Origin of the sequence: Phenylobacterium sp., from assembly GCF_036723115.1 — a bacterium.
In the GTDB taxonomy this organism is placed as follows: Bacteria; Pseudomonadota; Alphaproteobacteria; order Caulobacterales; family Caulobacteraceae; genus Phenylobacterium.
Map to the genome: position 1 here is coordinate 1 of NZ_DAIMHV010000072.1, position 14,688 is coordinate 14,688.

11 protein-coding genes are annotated in these 14,688 nt (G+C 69.0%); 3 read left to right on the forward strand and 8 right to left on the reverse strand.

Features of this window, described 5'->3' with window-relative positions; translation table 11 throughout:
• From V7D28_RS09055 to lptF, 6 genes are all read right to left on the reverse strand, one after another.
• A partial coding sequence (locus tag V7D28_RS09055; RefSeq protein WP_333587054.1) for a ribosomal RNA small subunit methyltransferase A occupies window positions 1-574 on the reverse strand: 574 nt, incomplete at its 3' end.
• Window positions 571-1,575, reverse strand: coding sequence for a 4-hydroxythreonine-4-phosphate dehydrogenase PdxA (gene pdxA, locus V7D28_RS09060; RefSeq protein ID WP_333587055.1), 1,005 nt, complete (start codon window positions 1,573-1,575; stop codon window positions 571-573). The genes pdxA and V7D28_RS09055, both read right to left, overlap by 4 nt.
• Window positions 1,572-2,897, reverse strand: coding sequence for a peptidylprolyl isomerase (locus tag V7D28_RS09065; protein WP_333587056.1), 1,326 nt, complete (start codon window positions 2,895-2,897; stop codon window positions 1,572-1,574). The genes pdxA and V7D28_RS09065 overlap by 4 nt, the downstream gene beginning before the upstream one ends.
• A gap of 43 nt (window positions 2,898-2,940) precedes the next feature.
• The gene (locus tag V7D28_RS09070) at window positions 2,941-5,265 is read right to left on the reverse strand and encodes an LPS-assembly protein LptD (protein ID WP_333587057.1); all 2,325 of its coding nucleotides are present in this window, start codon (window positions 5,263-5,265) and stop codon (window positions 2,941-2,943) included.
• A gap of 63 nt (window positions 5,266-5,328) precedes the next feature.
• Window positions 5,329-6,429, reverse strand: coding sequence for an LptF/LptG family permease (locus tag V7D28_RS09075; protein WP_442957913.1), 1,101 nt, complete (start codon window positions 6,427-6,429; stop codon window positions 5,329-5,331).
• Window positions 6,429-7,568: an LPS export ABC transporter permease LptF gene (gene lptF, locus V7D28_RS09080; protein ID WP_333587058.1), complete on the reverse strand. Its 1,140-nt coding sequence runs from the start codon at window positions 7,566-7,568 to the stop codon at window positions 6,429-6,431. Before lptF ends, V7D28_RS09075 begins: the two co-directional genes overlap by 1 nt.
• Before the next feature lie 155 nt (window positions 7,569-7,723).
• Here lptF and V7D28_RS09085 point away from each other — a divergent pair, with 155 nt between their 5' ends.
• From V7D28_RS09085 to V7D28_RS09095, 3 genes are read left to right on the forward strand one after another with little or no spacing between them, the layout of a single operon-like run.
• A complete protein-coding gene (locus tag V7D28_RS09085) occupies window positions 7,724-9,208 on the forward strand; it encodes a leucyl aminopeptidase (RefSeq protein ID WP_333587059.1) in 1,485 nt (494 codons plus the stop codon).
• 16 nt (window positions 9,209-9,224) lie between these two features.
• On the forward strand, window positions 9,225-9,683 hold the full coding sequence (locus V7D28_RS09090; RefSeq protein WP_333587060.1) for a DNA polymerase III subunit chi: 459 nt from the start codon (window positions 9,225-9,227) through the stop codon (window positions 9,681-9,683).
• Window positions 9,680-10,000 carry a peptidase inhibitor I78 gene (locus tag V7D28_RS09095; RefSeq protein ID WP_333587061.1) on the forward strand — a complete coding sequence of 107 codons (321 nt, stop codon included), beginning with the start codon at window positions 9,680-9,682 and terminating at the stop codon, window positions 9,998-10,000. The genes V7D28_RS09090 and V7D28_RS09095 overlap by 4 nt, the downstream gene beginning before the upstream one ends.
• Window positions 10,001-10,122: 122 nt before the next feature.
• Here the strand turns inward: V7D28_RS09095 and V7D28_RS09100 are convergent, their stop codons facing one another.
• Together V7D28_RS09100 and V7D28_RS09105 are read right to left on the reverse strand one after the other, a co-directional pair.
• A complete protein-coding gene (locus V7D28_RS09100; protein ID WP_333587062.1) occupies window positions 10,123-12,471 on the reverse strand; it encodes an ATP-binding protein in 2,349 nt (782 codons plus the stop codon).
• A 76-nt stretch (window positions 12,472-12,547) separates the two neighbouring features.
• A complete protein-coding gene (locus V7D28_RS09105) occupies window positions 12,548-14,419 on the reverse strand; it encodes an ABC-F family ATP-binding cassette domain-containing protein (RefSeq protein ID WP_333587063.1) in 1,872 nt (623 codons plus the stop codon).
• Between the last annotated feature and the right edge of the window lie 269 nt (window positions 14,420-14,688).

Below are 14,688 nucleotides of genomic sequence, written 5' to 3' on the forward strand. Positions count from 1 at the left end.
GGGTGAAGGCCCGGGCCGGGGCCTCCATGACGATCTTGGCGTCCGCCGTGGCCCGGACGATCAGCGCCAGCCGGCCATAGGCCTCATCGCCTGCGCGCGCCACGATCCGTTCGGCCACCTCCTTCTGGAACATCAGGGTCATGGTGGCGGGCCTGAAGGGTCCGGTCAGCCATTTGAGCAGCAGCGCCGTGCCCACATTGTACGGCAGGTTGGAGACGATGACGGTCGGGACCGGCGGCGGCAGAGCGCGCTCATCCACCTTCAGGGCGTCGCCGGAAATGATCTCCAGTCGATTGTCGGACGCTACGCGCAAGTCATTGAGAAGCGGCAGGAAACGTTCGTCCTTTTCCACCGCCGTCACATGCGCGCCGGCTTCCAGCAAGGCCCGGGTGAGCCCGCCGGGGCCGGGGCCCACTTCCAGCACGCGGCATCCCTCCAGGGGTCCGGCCAGACGGGCGATCTTGCGCGTGATGTTGAGGTCCAGCAGGAAGTGCTGGCCCAGGCCCTTGTTGGCCAGAAGGCCATGGGCCTCCAGGGCCTCGCGCAGGGGCGGCAGGTGGCTGAGGTCGGTCATCCGCGTTGAAGGGCGATGGCCTTGGCCAGGCGAATGGCGGCGATCATGCTGTCTGGACGGGCCACGCCGCGGCCGGCGATGTCAAAGGCGGTGCCGTGATCGGGCGAGGTTCGCACGATGGGCAGGCCCAACGTGATGTTCACGCCTCCCCAGAAGTCGAGCATCTTCAGGGGGATCAGTCCCTGGTCATGATACATGCAGAGCACGGCGTCATAGCTGGCCCTGGCCTCGGGATGGAACAGGCTGTCGGCCGGATGCGGGCCTGTGGCCTCGACCCCCAGGTCGCGGAGGGCGCGCACGGCCGGACCGATGATCAGGGTCTCTTCGCGGCCGATGGTTCCACCTTCGCCGGCATGGGGATTGAGCCCCGCCACGGCCAGCCGGGGCTGAGCGATGCCGAAGTCCCGGCGAAGGGCCTGGCTGGTGACCAGACCCGCATTGACGATGCTCTCAACGCTCAACGCCGACGAGACCTGGGCCAGCGGCAGGTGCACCGTGGCCAGGGTTACGCGCAGGCCGGGTGCAGCCAGCATCATGATCGGGCCGCGGGCGCCGTCATAGGTGTGGGCCTGGGTCAGTTCGCCCAGGAATTCCGTATGGCCGGGGAAGCTGAAGCCTGCGCCATAGAGGCTCTGTTTGGCGATCGGGGCGGTGACCACGCCCGCCACGGCGCGGGACAGGGCCAGGCCCACCGCCGTCTCGATCCAGGCCACCACGGCCTTGGCCGCGCGGGGCGAGGGCGCACCCGCCACGACGGGCTCGAGCAGAGGCACGTCGAGCACCGGCAGGGCCTGTGAAAAGACGCGGGCCGCCTCGTCCACCGCGCTGATCGCGCGCACCTGGCCCGAAGCGGTCCCCGGGGTCGAAGCCATCTGTCGAAGATCGCCGACCACCAGGAAGGCAGGGCCTTCCTCCCGCAAGGCCTGCCAGGCCTTGAAGATGATCTCCGGGCCGATGCCGGCCGGGTCGCCGAGCGTCAGGGCGAGTGGGCGTGTCTTCAACGGGTCTCGATGGTGGCGGCGTTGCGCAGGTCACGCATGTAACGTCGCGCGATCAGGCTCAGTTGCTGGAAGTAGAGCCGGCGTTCGATCTGCTCGCGGGAGACGGCGTTGGCGCCGCCAGCGCGCTTGCCGCACACCGCCAGGACGTGCAGTCCCGCCTCGGTGCGGATCGGGTCGGAGAAGCCGCCCACGTCCAGGCTCTCGGCGGCGGCGCGGAAGGCGGGCGCGAGGTCCTGGATCGCCGCCTCGCCCAAGTCGCCGGCCACCACGCCGTTTTCGCCTTGGGCGACGCTTTCGAGGGTTTCGCAGCTGCTGACCCGGCTGCGCAGGGCGATCAGCTGGGCGCTGGCGGCCTCGACCTCGGCGGCGCTGGCCTGGGCCGGGAGGGGCAGGGCCATCTGCTTCAGATTGACCATCATGGAATCGGCGCCCGCCCGGCGATCGCGCAGATAGACGATGTAGACGCCGTCGCTCACCGCGATCGGTCGCGACAGCTGGCCAGGGCGCATCTGATCCAGGGCCTGTTCGACCTCAGGGGGCATCTCGCCGGCGCCGACCCAGCCGGCGTCGCCGCCCGAGGCGGCGGTGGGGGCGGCGGAGAACTGGCGCGCCACGGCCTGGAAGGGCGCGCCCTCCTGCATCTGGTTCACCAGCTGGCCTGCGCCCCGAAGGGCCACGTCCATGCCGCCCACGCGGGCCGCGTCGATGAAGACCTCGCTGATCTGGTACTGGGGCCGGGCGGCCTCGGCCTGCTGCTGCTGCAGGACCGCGGCGATCTGGTCGTCGCCGATCCGCAGGCGCGAGCCATAGCGCCCTTGAATCCAACGCTGCCAGCTGGCCTGGGCGCGCAGCTGCTCGCGCAGGGAGTTCAGCACCCCTTGGGCCCGCAGCATGCCGGTGAACTGCTCGAGCGTCATGTTGTTGCCGGCCGCCATCTCAGCCAGGTCCTCATTGACGTCGCTGTCGCTGGCGATGATCTCGAATTTCTGCTCACGCTCCACCCGGCGCAGCTCCTGGAACTGCAGGGCTTCGTCCACCAGGGAGATCAGCGCCTCCTGCTGGATCTGGGCCAGATTCTGCTCCGTGGGCTGGACGCCGCTGGTGGCGATCAGCAGGCGCATGCGCTGGGCGAGGTCGAAGGTCGAGATGATCTCGTCATTGACGATGGCCGCGGCGTACTCGGTCAGACCCTGGGGCGCGACGGGCGCCGGGGCTTCGCTCGCCACCTGGGCCGGCGCCGGACCGGCAGGCCCTGCGACCAGAATGGCCGCAAGAGCAGCGCCGCACACCATGCGGCCGCGGTCAGAACGCACAGAGTTCATGGCTTGGGTCATTCCTTCGTGGCGGCTCGACGCGCCGCTGGTCTTAATTGGCATAGATAGGTTCGCCCAATGTGGCGAGGGTTAGGCGCACGGCCACGGCCTCGCTGGGGCCGAGGCGTCCGATCACCGTGTCCTCGCGGCGATAGATCACTTCCACCCGGATGCAGTCATCCCGATAGACGACGCCCAGGTCCCGCACCACCCAGGCGTCCTGGACCATGTCGCGGTTGCCATAGGCGCTTAAGCCCCAGTTCTGGGTGAGGAAGACCTCGCCCCCGAGGTCGAGGTTCTCGCGCTTGTTGCCGTTGATGTCGAGGTCATCCCACAGATAGCGGAAGAAGCCCGAACCGCGGGCGAAGGCCAGATTGGCGCCGGTTTCGGCCCGCCGGACATCAAAGGTCTCGCTGTCCAGACGGGCGCGGCTGAACACCGACAGGCCGCGGATGGGCTGGGCCTCGGCGGCCACCACCCAGTCGGACGCCGAGGTGCGCAGACCGGTGCGCTCGGAAAAGGCGTTGATCTCCTTGTCGCGGAAGCTGCGGCCGATCAGCAGGCTGGCGCGGCGTCCGTCGTCCCACAGGATGCTGGCCCGGCCGGCGATGCTGGCCCTCAGGCCGCCTTCCAGCAGATCGAAGCCGGGGAACTTGTCGGCCTGAAGCAGGTTGGCTTGGTCGAACTCGAAGGCCAGGCTGTCCTCGTCGAGATAGACGGGCTCGCCCTGGGCGTCGATCCCCACCTGGATCTGGCGCGCCCGCGGCGAGGCGGCCAGGGCGGCGACAGGTTCAAGAACCACGAACTTGTCATTGAATCGACGGAAGAAAGGATAGCTAAGGTCAAGTCCCGCTGTCGCCAGGCCGCGGGTTTCGGTGCGGTCGCCGTAATTGTCCAGCGGCACGTCGCTCAGGCTATAGACATCGCCCCGCACATGGAGGAAGGGCGAGGCCCGCAAGCCGCCCAGAACCGTGTGGGTGGCCCGCCATTCGGCCTGGCCCACGACCCGGCGGCTGTCCAGCCCCGGCAGGGGGTTCGCCGTCGTGCTGGCCGGCGAGACGTCTCGCTCCAACCCCACGGCGTCGAATTGGAACCGCATCCTGCCCGTGGCCAGCCGCAGGTCGGGGGACCAGCGGGCCTCCACCAGAGGAACCACCGTGGGGAAGACCGCGTCGTCATCCCCGGGGCGCAGGCCCTGGATGTCGAAAGCCGCGATAGTCAGGAACGAGCGTTCGTCCTGCCGCCGGGCATAGAGCTGAGAGATCAGCCGCCGATCATCAGCGATGAACGGTCCGCGGGACTCGAAGACATCGCCGATCTCGTACTTGTCGAAGATCAGGTCGTCGGACGCCCGCTCGGCGGTGAAACCCCAGTCCCAGGCCTCGTCGATGGCGAAGGCGCCGCGGGCCAGGATGTAACTGCGCGACGTCCGGTCGCCGAAGCGGCCGTCGGCGTCGAAATCGCGGGCGTAGGTATAGCCGCCGCGGACGTCCACCTCGCCCGAATAGAAGCGCTTGCGCAGGCGCGCATTGAGAAAGGGCTCGACCTTGGTGTTGAGCTGCGGACTGAGGGTCAGGTCCGAATAGGGGGACAGAGCCAGCAGATAGGGCTGTTCGTAGGACAGGCCCCGCCGGTCGGACAGCGATATGTCGGGGGGCAGGAGGCCCGACTTGCGCTCGGCCTGGGGGTCCGGGTGCCAGAACAGCGGCAGGTACAGCACCGGCGCGCCGAACAGCCGGAAGACCGCATGCCGGTAATAGATCAGCTGGCGTTCCCGGTCCTGCACCACCTTGTCGGCCTGGATGGACCAGGTGGGGGTGCGGGGGGAACCGTCCTCCGCACAGATTTCGCACGGGGTGTAAATGGCCCGGTTGAGCTCATTGACCTCGGGACTGCGCCGCACCGCGCTGGCGGCGGCCAGCTTCACGTTCTGCGGCAGACGGGCGGAAAAGCCTCGGGCGACCCCGGCCTGAAGTTCGTCGTCCAGGACGATCTCGCGGGCGAATTCGACGCTGCCGTCCGGGTTGGAGATCTCGACATTAGAGGCCTGCACCAGCCCCTGGGCCTGGTCATAGGACAGGCGCTCGGCGCGCAGGTTGCGGCTGTCGTAGCGCGCCTCGACCTCGCCCTCGGCGACGGTCGTCGAGGCGTCGTCCTGACGCGTCACGGTGTCGGCTTCCACATAGAGCCCGCCAGGGGGCAGGCCGTCCGCGCCCCGCCCATCGCCGAGCAGATGGCCGGCCGGCGCGGTGGCGATCGCCTCCTGGCCCGCGCCCTGAGCGGCGGCGACCCCCACGCACAGGCTCGCCCACGCCGCCCCGGCCAGGAGGCTGCGCTTGACCGAGGCGAACGCGACGCGCCGAGGTGAGCTGTTCAAGCGTGGAATTCCTTCTAGCCGCCACCCGATCCCTGCGCAGGGATAGCGGGGTGGCCGCGTCTTTCAACCGTCTTCGGTGTAGCAGAGCAGTGTGAGCCCGGACAGGAGGGCGATCAGCGGCGGCGCCCAGGCCGCAGCCGCCAGGGGAATCACCTCCGCATTGGCCAGGGCGCCTGCGAACTCGTTCAGGAAAAAGAACACAAAACCGAGGGCCACGCCGGCGCCCGCCAGACCCGCCAGACCGCCCAGTCGCGCCAGCCGCAGGGAGAAGGCTGCGGCCAGTATGGTCATGCCGGCGAAGAGCAGGGGCGTGGCCAGCAGTTGGTGGAACCGCAGGCGGTAGCGGCTGGCGCTGAAGCCCGCCTGCTCCGTGGTGCGAATCGCCGCCGGCAGCCGCCAGAAGGCGATGGCCTCGGGCGAGGCGAACCGCTCCATGGCCGATTCGCTGTCCAGGCTGGAGCGGATCGAGAGGCTTTCGGACCGGACCGAGCCTTCGCCGGCGGCGGCCTCGCGCACATCGGTCAGACGCCAGAAGCCCGGCAGCAGCCGGGCTTCGGCCGCCTCCAGCCTGCGCCGGAACTCTGGCACCCCGGCCTCGGTCTTCTGATAGACGAACAGGGAGACGCCGCGCAGCACCACCTGGCCGTCGATGATCTCCCGGTCGCGGGCGTGGATGACGATCTGGCTGCGCTCGTCCCCCTGGCGGAGCCAGACGTCCTCGGGCGCGTCGATCAGATAGTTGTCCATCACCTCGGCGCGACGGATCTCGAACTGGGCGTTGGAGGCCGCGGCCAGGGGATTGAGGAGCGTGACCGAGATGACGCCGGCCAGGCCGGCCACGAGGGCGGTCGGCAGGATGAAGCGCCAGGCCGAGACGCCCGCCGCACGCATGGCCACCAGCTCGCTGCGACGGTTCAAACCTACATAGGCCGACATGCCGCCGAACAGGAAGACGAAGGGCAGCAGGACCAGCAGCAGGGACGGCGCTCTCAGGGCGGTCAGTCCGAACAGTTGGGCGACGCTGACCTCGGCCCGCACGCCCACCGATCGCGACAGGTCGACGAACTGGATCAGGACGATCACTGCGCCGATCACCGCCAGGGCGACGCCCACGTTCAGCAGGGTGCGCGAGAGCACATAGGCCTCGATCCGACCGAACCGCATCAGGCGACTCCCGGCCGGGCGATGCGATTGGGGCGCTTGGCCATAACGATGAACCGTGACACCCGCTGGCGGAAGATGACCCGCATGGCCCCGGCCGTCACCGCGATGGGGATGAGGTACTGCAGGATGTTCAGCCAGGCCGACGACTCACAGGCCGCCTGGACGATGAAGCCCAGGATGCGGCTGAGGGCGGCGACGGCTCCGCCCCAGGCGATCCGCCGCCCATATCCCATACGGTCGAAGCCGCCGCCGATGATGGCCGCCAGAGCGATGGCCATGAAGGCGATGTTGTAGAGCGGCGTGGCGATGCGGGCATGGCCTTCGGCCAGCATCTCCAGCCGGTTCCGCCGCTCCCAGTCCTGGGTGAGGTCGGGGAAGAACAGCTCGTGGAGGTAGCGGTCCGAGGGCTTGTAGTGGATCAGCTCCTCGCTGGAGACCAGGGCGCTGAGGTCGAAGATGTACTCGTCGAAGGTCAGATAGTTGAGCACCCCGGTCGGGCTGAACTCCTGGGTCGATCCCCGGGTCATGACCAGCACCGGAGAACCGGACCGCGTGGCGAGCCGGCCTTCGTCGGCGGTATAGGTGGTGGCGCCGCCGCCGCCCTCGGCCACGTGGATGAACAGGTTGCGCATCCGTCCGCGGGTGTCGACGTCCTGGGCGTAGACGGTGAGGCCCGGCGTCGGCTCGGTGAACTCGCCCTCGCGCACCAGGGTGGCGGCCAGGTCGGTGCGCACGTCAAACAAGGTCTGGCGCATCTCGCGGAAGGCCGCCGGCTGCACGAAGAGGTTCATCACCAGCGCCAGCAGGGCGATGAGGCCGGCCAGGCGAAGGGGCGGGGAGATGACCCGCCAGCGGCTCATGCCGCCCGCGAAGCAGACCACGATCTCCTGCTCGCTCTGCAGCCGGTTCAGCGAGACCAGCGCGGCTACGAAGAGCGCGATGGGCAGCACCATGTTGACCAGCTGCGGCATGGCCAGCAGCGTCACCTTGAGGAAGACGCCAGCGCTCTGCCGCTGATTGATCATGATGTCGAGGGCCGACAAGCTCTGGCTGAGCAGGGCCACCGAGGTCAGGGCGAGCGCGGCCAGCAGGGTCGGACCCAGCAGCTCGCGCAGGAGATAGCGGTCGATGAGGCGCATGAAAAAACGGCGTCGCCGGACTGATTTGGCGCGCCCTCGGCGCGAAGCTGTTCTAAACCATGCGTCGCCGCCGCGCACAACCGCCGCAGGCGCCGCCCCTGGCCGGCGCCCCGGGCGTCGCGTCGCTTTCCGCTTTGATCTGACTGAGAAATCGTATGGACCTCGTCTTCGTCTCGCCCGCCGCCGAACTCCCTGAAGGCGCCGCCTTCGCGATCATCGCCCAGGAAGGCGCGGTCCTGAGCGGCCTCGCCGCCGAGGTGGACGCCCAGACCGGCGGCGCCCTTGGCCGTGCGCTGGCCGGGTCGCGGTTCACCGGCGCCAAGGGCCAGACCCTGGAGATCGTCGCTCCGGCCGGCCATCCGGCCCAGCGGCTGGTGCTGGTGGGCGCCGGCAAGGCCGAGGCCCTTGACGATATCGCCGCCGAGCACGCCGCGGCCAGCGCCTATCAGGCGGTGAAGCTCTCTGGGGTTTCCACCCTTCGCATCGCGCTGGAAGGGGCCAAGGGAGGCCAGGCCGAGCGCGCGGCGCTTGGCGTGCGTCTGGCCGCCTACCGGTTCGACCGCTATCGCACCAAGGAGCCGGCGGACAAGAAGCCCTCGGTCAGCCGGGTGGAGATCGTCTGCGCCGACGTCGCCGCGGCGACGAGCGGCTTTGCGGCTCACGCCGCCCTGGCCGACGCCATCGCCTTCGCCCGCGACCTGGTGTCGGAGCCCCCCAACGTCCTCTACCCCGCCGAGTTCGCCCGCCGGGTGAAGGGGCTGGAGAGCCTCGGTCTGGAGGTCGAGATCCTTGGGGAGGCCGAGATGGAGAAGCTCGGCATGGGCTCCCTGCTGGGCGTCGGCCGCGGCAGCGCCCGGGAAAGCCAGCTGGCGATCATGCGCTGGAACGGCGCGGCCGATCCCAAGGCGCAGCCCGTGGCCTTCGTCGGCAAGGGCGTCTGCTTCGACACCGGCGGCATCAGCCTCAAGCCCGCCGAAGGCATGGAAGACATGAAGTGGGACATGGGCGGTGCCGCCGCGGTGGCTGGCCTCATGCACGCCCTGGCGGGCCGAAAGGCCAAGGTCAACGCCGTGGGCATTCTGGGCCTCGTGGAGAACATGCCCGACGGCGAGGCCCAGCGTCCCGGCGACGTGGTGACCTCCATGTCGGGCCAGACCATCGAGATCATCAATACCGACGCCGAAGGCCGCCTCGTGCTGGCCGACGCGCTCTGGTACTGCCAGGAACGTTTCAAGCCGAAGTTCATGGTCGATCTGGCCACCCTCACCGGGGCCATCATCATCAGCCTTGGCAACGACTATGCCGGTCTCTTCTCCAACAATGACGAGTTGTCGGAGAACCTGCTGGCGGCGTCCAAGGTCGAGGGCGAGCCTCTGTGGCGCATGCCGCTGCCTGCGGCCTATGACAAGCAGATCGACAGCATGATCGCCGATATGAAGAACACCGGCGGCCGCCCCGGCGGCTCCATCACCGCGGCCCTGTTCCTGCAGCGGTTCGTGAACGGCCTGCCCTGGGCGCACATGGATATCGCCTCCACCGCCTGGAAGAAGCCGTCCACCGTGCCGACCCTGCCGGAAGGCGCCACAGGGTATGGGGTGCGCCTGCTCAACCGCATGGTCGCCGACAAGTACGAAGGCTGAGCCGCGGGAGGAAGGGGTGAGCGCCGCGCCCTGCGAGGTTTGGTTCTACCACCTGGAGCGGTCGGGCCTGGATCAGGTCCTGCCCGACCTGCTTGAGCGAACCCTGGCGCGGGGGTGGCGGGCCCTGGTGCGGTCGGATCTGCCCGAGCGGCTGGATCATCTGGACGGCTGGCTGTGGGCCTATCAGGACGACAGCTTTCTGCCTCATGGTCTGGCTGACGAGCCGCATGCCGCGGTCCAGCCGATCCTGCTCAGCAGGGTGGACGAGAACCTGAACCAGGCGGACGCCAAATTTCTGCTGGACGGCGCGGCTGCGGGATCGCTGGACGGGTTCGCCCGTTGCGTCGTCCTGTTCGACGGGCGGGATGAGGCCGCCCTGGCCACAGCAAGGGCGCAATGGCGCGCCATCAAGACCCAGGGCCTGCCCGTCTCCTACTGGCGGCAACTGGCCCGTGGTTGGGAGAAGCAGGCATGAAACGCATCGTCGCCATTTCTGTCGGGGGCCTGCTGGTCCTGGCCGGTTGCGCCACGGAACCCGCCCCCGGGACGGGGGCGCCCCCGCCGAAGGCCGCACCGCCTGCGCCTGCGCCCGTGGCCGAAGACCAGTGCGGGGCCACCGCGGCCCAGCGCTTCGTGGGCCGTCACCGCAGCGAAATCCCCGTGCCGGTCAATCCCGGCCTGCATCGGGTGGCCTGCACCACCTGCCCGGTGACCATGGACTTCCATCCCCGCCGGCTGAACTTCTTCTACGACGCAGAGACCGGCATCGTGCGGGAAGTCCGCTGCGGCTGATGCGGCGCGCGCAGCTCAGCGGTCGCGACCGCTGAGCCATCGGCGGATGATGGCGAAGGCGGCGGGCGCTACGATGACCGCCGCCAGCAGCAGATAAAGGATGCGCAGCTCGTCAGGCATGATCAGGCCCCGCTGGGGGATGTCGTCCCCATGGCGTGATCCAGCGCATCCAGAAGCCGCTCCAGCTCGATGGGCTTGGGCGCCAGGGCGTCCATGCCGGCGCCCAGATATTCCTTCTCGTGGTGCGCCATGGCGTTGGCGGTCAGGGCGATGATGGGCGTGCGGGGACGGCCCTCGGCCTCTTCGCGGCTGCGGATCATCCGGACCGCCGTCGGGCCGTCCATCCGGGGCATCTGGACGTCCATCAGGATGGCGTCCCAGCCCCCGTCGGCCCAGGCGGCCACGGCTTCTTCGCCATCATCCACCACGTGAAGGTCGATGCTCAGGGACGCCAGCAAGGTCTTGAGGACCAACTGGTTCATGGGATTGTCCTCAGCCGCAAGGATACGCAGCGGACGGGAAAGGGTGGCGACCATGTCTTGGCGGGGCGAGGGGGCGTCGGGGCCGCCGGGCGCGGTGTCCACGGGGCGCAGAGGCAGGGTGACGGTGAAGGTCGAACCTTGGCCGACTTTGCTTTTCACCTCAATGGTCCCGCCCATCAGGGTGACCAGTTCGCGGCAGATGGCCAGGCCCAGGCCCGAGCCGCCGAACTTGCGGGTGGTGCTGGCGTCCACCTGGACGAACTTGTCGAACAGGGCCTGCTGCCGTTCGGCCGGAATGCCCGGGCCGGTATCGGTGACGATCAGGCGAAGGGTCTCCTCAACGGCCTCGACCCGAACCTTCACCCACCCCCGGGCGGTGAACTTCACCGCGTTCGAGACGAGGTTATACAGAATCTGACGCACACGAGTCGGGTCGCCGCGCCACAGGCCCCGGGCGCTGGGGCCGATATCGAGCGAGAAGGAGAGGTCCTTCTCCGAGGCGAGGGTGGTGAAGGTGGCGTGCGCGCCTTCGGCGATTCGCACGATGTCGAGGACGCCATCTTCCAGCTCAAGGCGCCCGGCCTCGATCCGGGACAGGTCCAGGAGATCGTTGAGCAGGGCCAGAAGGGTCTCGCCGGCCTGGCGGATCACCCCCAGCCTCTCCCGCTGAACGGGCGGCAGGTCATCGCGCGCCATGGCCTGGGCCATGCCCAGCACGCCGTTCAGAGGCGTGCGGATCTCGTGGCTCATGGTGGCGAGGAAGGCGCTCTTGGCGACATTGGCGGCGTCAGCCTGGTCGCGGGCCCGCTTGAGCCGCGCGTTCACATCCCGCAGCCTGCGCTCCGATCGCTTCAGGTCCGCCACCGACTGGGTGAAGAGCACCGCGCGGACGGGTCCCTCGCCGTGGAACCTGGACGCACTCATGCGGAACCACTCGCCGCCCCGGGCCTGATAGGCGCGGGTGAAGGTGTCCCTGCGGCCCTCCAGCACGGCCCTGACCCCGCGCTCCAGGGCGCGCCCGTGCGGGGCGGGCAGACCTCGGAAGACGCTGAACAGGCTGATGGCCTGAGTAATGGGTCCGTCCGCCGAGAGGCTGGGGCTGGCTTCGCGAAAGGCGCGGTTAGCCTCCACCAGCATGCCCTCGGCGTCGATGACGACCACCATGCCGGCGATCCCGTCGATCACGCCGCGCCCAAACCGCTCAGACTGGCGGGCTTCAGCCAGCGCCCGCCGTTGCAGGGTGATGTCCTGGCTGGCGCCGCGAATGGCCACGCAGACGCCGTCCTCGAATTCCGGCTCGCCCATGACGCGGAACCAGATGCGCCGGCCGGTGGAGGTTTCCAGCTCGGCTTCGAAATCCATCCGCCAGCCCTTCTGGACGGCGTCGATGACCGCCGCGGAGACCTTGGCGCGATGTTCGGGCAGGTAGATCCGGTTTGCGTTGGAGAGGTCTTCCTCAGGATGGGCGTGGTCGGCCAGCACGATCAGTTCGGGGCTGTAGCGCACCATCCCGGCGCGGAGATCGATCTCCCAGCCGCCCAGACCGGCCATTTGCGCCGCAGACTTGAGCGCGCTGTAGGCCGCTTCGGCGCCTCGCTGGCCTGTGCGCGCTTGGGTCTGGTCGCGCAGCGTCAGAATGTAGCCGTCGATCGAGCCGGCTTCGTCCAGGGTGGGAGCGGTCTCCAGGGCGGTCCAGAGGCCGCCCCCGTCCCGGGTGCTGATCTGCGCGTCGCCCGACAGGGTGCGAGGGTGTGCGGCGTCGGCGTCGTCCCCCAGGCCGAGCACCTCCGCCGCGCTCCGCCCCGCGGCTTCGGCCAACCGATATCCCGTGAGGCCGGAGAAGGCGGGATTGACCCAGGTGATCGTCCCCTCGGCGTCCAGCAACGCCATACCCACGCTGGTGGCGGCCCAGGCGCGCGCCAGCCGATCGTCAGGCGCGTCCGTAGACGGCGCCGGAGAGGCGGCGACGGGAGGATCAGACGAGAACATCGGGAGGCAAGGTTAAGCTTCGGAAGTGAACAAATGCCGAAACTCGACCCCGCCAGTCCACCCGATCGCGGCCGTTTTAGGCCTTGAGCGCCTCATAGGCCTCGGTGGCCTCCAGCCATTCCGCTTCGGCGGCCTCCAGGGCGGCCTGGGCCTGGTCCCGTTCCTTGGCCAGCACGGTCGCGCGTTCCGGGCCGCCCGTAAACACCGCCGGATCGCTGAGCTGGGCGTCAATGGCCGCGAGTCGTTCGCTGGCCCGTCCCAAAGCGGCTTCGGCCGCCTCCGCTCGACGGCGAGCGTTGCCGGTGGGCGCCTTGCGCGGCGGCGTCGAGGCTGGCGGGGGCGGTGGCGGAGCCTCCCGAACCTGGGTCGGCGCGCGGGCGCGGGCCTTGGCGCGGTCAACCACATAGGTGGCGTAGTCTTCAAGATCGCCGTCAAAGGGCTTGATCGTCCCGTCGGCGGCCAGCCACAGCCGGTCGGCCACCAGCTCCATCAAAGAACGGTCGTGGGTGATAAGGATGACAGCGCCGGCATAGTCGTTGAGCGCGTCGAGAAGGGCGCGACGGGAATCGATGTCCAGGTGGTTGGTGGGCTCATCGAGGATGAGCAGGTGGGGCGCGTCTGTGGCCACCAGGTTGAGCAGAAGTCTCGCCCGCTCGCCGCCCGACAGGTCGGACACCGTCGTCTCCACCTTTTCGCGATGGAAGCCGTACTGCGCTAACCGGGACCGGCGGGCGGCCTCGGACGCCTCGGGCATGGCCCGGCGGATGATGTCCAGGGGCGTGTCCACCGGGTCGAGGGCCTCGATCTGGTGCTGGTGAAACCAGCCCACGCGCATGCGGCGGTCACGATGCATATGGCCGGCCTCAAGGGGCAGGGCCTCGGCGATCATCTTGGCGAAGGTGGACTTGCCGGCGCCGTTGACCCCCAGGAGACCGATGCGGTCGTCCACATCCAGCCTCAGGTTCAAACCGCGCAGGATCGGCGGCCCGCCATAGCCGACGCTCACCCCCTCGAGTCGGATCAGCGGCGGCGCCAGGGGGCGCTCGGGTGAGGGCAGGGTGAAGGGGGCGACGTGCTCGGCCTCAATGGCGCCTACCACGGGAAGCTTGGCCAGCGCCTTCAGTCGTGACTGGGCCTGGGTCGCCTTGCTGGCCTTGTAGCGGAAACGGTCGACGAAGGACTGCATGTGCGCCCGCTTGGCGTCGATGCGGGCGCGCATGGCCTCCTGCACGCGGGCCTGTTCGGCGCGCTGGGTCTCGAAGGCGTCGTAGCCGCCGGGGTAGAGGGCGAGCTTGCCGTCCGCCAGATGCAGGATGTGGTCGACCGAATTGTTCAGCAACTCCCGGTCGTGGCTGATGATCAGGGCCGCGTGGGGATAGGCGCGCAGCCGCGATTCCAGCCAGAGCGCCCCTTCCAGGTCGAGATAGTTGGTGGGCTCGTCCAGCAGCAGTAGGTCAGGTTCGGCGAACAGGGCCGCGGCCAGGGCCACGCGCATGCGCCAGCCGCCGGAGAACTCGGCCATGGGGCGCAGCAGATCTTCGGTGGAGAAACCCAGGCCCGCGAGAATTTCGGCGGCCCGCGACGGCGCCCGGTCGGCGTCGATCTCGATCAGCCGGGCATAGATGTCGCCCATGGCTTCGGGCGCGGCGGTGTCCAGCGCCGACAGCAGCCGGGCCCGTTCCAAATCGGCGGCCAGGACGGTGTCGATCAGGCTCACCGGCGTGGCCGGATGCTCCTGGTCCACCGATCCGATCCGGGCCTCCCTCGGCAGCTTGATCTCCCCCGACCCCAGGACCAGTTCGCCCTTGATCAGCTTGAACAGGGTGGACTTGCCCACGCCGTTGCGCCCCACGAGGCCCACCTTGGCCGTGCGGGGCAGCATGACGGTGGCGTTGTCGAAGAAGCGGCGCCCCCAGGCGTCGAAGACGAGTTCTTGAATCTGAAGCATGGAAAACGGGTCAGGTCGGCAGGGGCGGCGTCGTTTGGACGCCGCGCATCAGGCGGGAACGGCGTCGCAGGAACGCCGGCGAAAGGTTTTCACCAGAGCCGGGAATTTCAGGACCGCGCCGCCGCCGCCCCAGCTCGCGAGCCTCATAGCAGACCCCGGGCCGGGCGTCAGGTGGGTTTGGCGATCGGCCTTCGGCGGCTTGGCGCGGCGGGAAGGGGCGGCTATACACGCGCGCCTCTGGGCGAAACCCCGCCCCAAGACCCCAATTC

Excerpts from the sequence above, each read along its gene's own strand:
- V7D28_RS09105 (WP_333587063.1), bottom strand. The coding sequence starts at position 14,419 with ATGCTTCAGATTCAAGAACTCGTCTTCGACGCCTGGGGGCGCCGCTTC.
- V7D28_RS09095 (WP_333587061.1), top strand. The coding sequence starts at position 9,680 with ATGAAACGCATCGTCGCCATTTCTGTCGGGGGCCTGCTGGTCCTGGCC.
- V7D28_RS09085 (WP_333587059.1), top strand. The coding sequence starts at position 7,724 with ATGGACCTCGTCTTCGTCTCGCCCGCCGCCGAACTCCCTGAAGGCGCC.
- V7D28_RS09100 (WP_333587062.1), bottom strand. The coding sequence starts at position 12,471 with ATGTTCTCGTCTGATCCTCCCGTCGCCGCCTCTCCGGCGCCGTCTACG.
- V7D28_RS09075 (WP_442957913.1), bottom strand. The coding sequence starts at position 6,429 with ATGCGGTTCGGTCGGATCGAGGCCTATGTGCTCTCGCGCACCCTGCTG.
- lptF (WP_333587058.1), bottom strand. The coding sequence starts at position 7,568 with ATGCGCCTCATCGACCGCTATCTCCTGCGCGAGCTGCTGGGTCCGACC.
- V7D28_RS09065 (WP_333587056.1), bottom strand. The coding sequence starts at position 2,897 with ATGAACTCTGTGCGTTCTGACCGCGGCCGCATGGTGTGCGGCGCTGCT.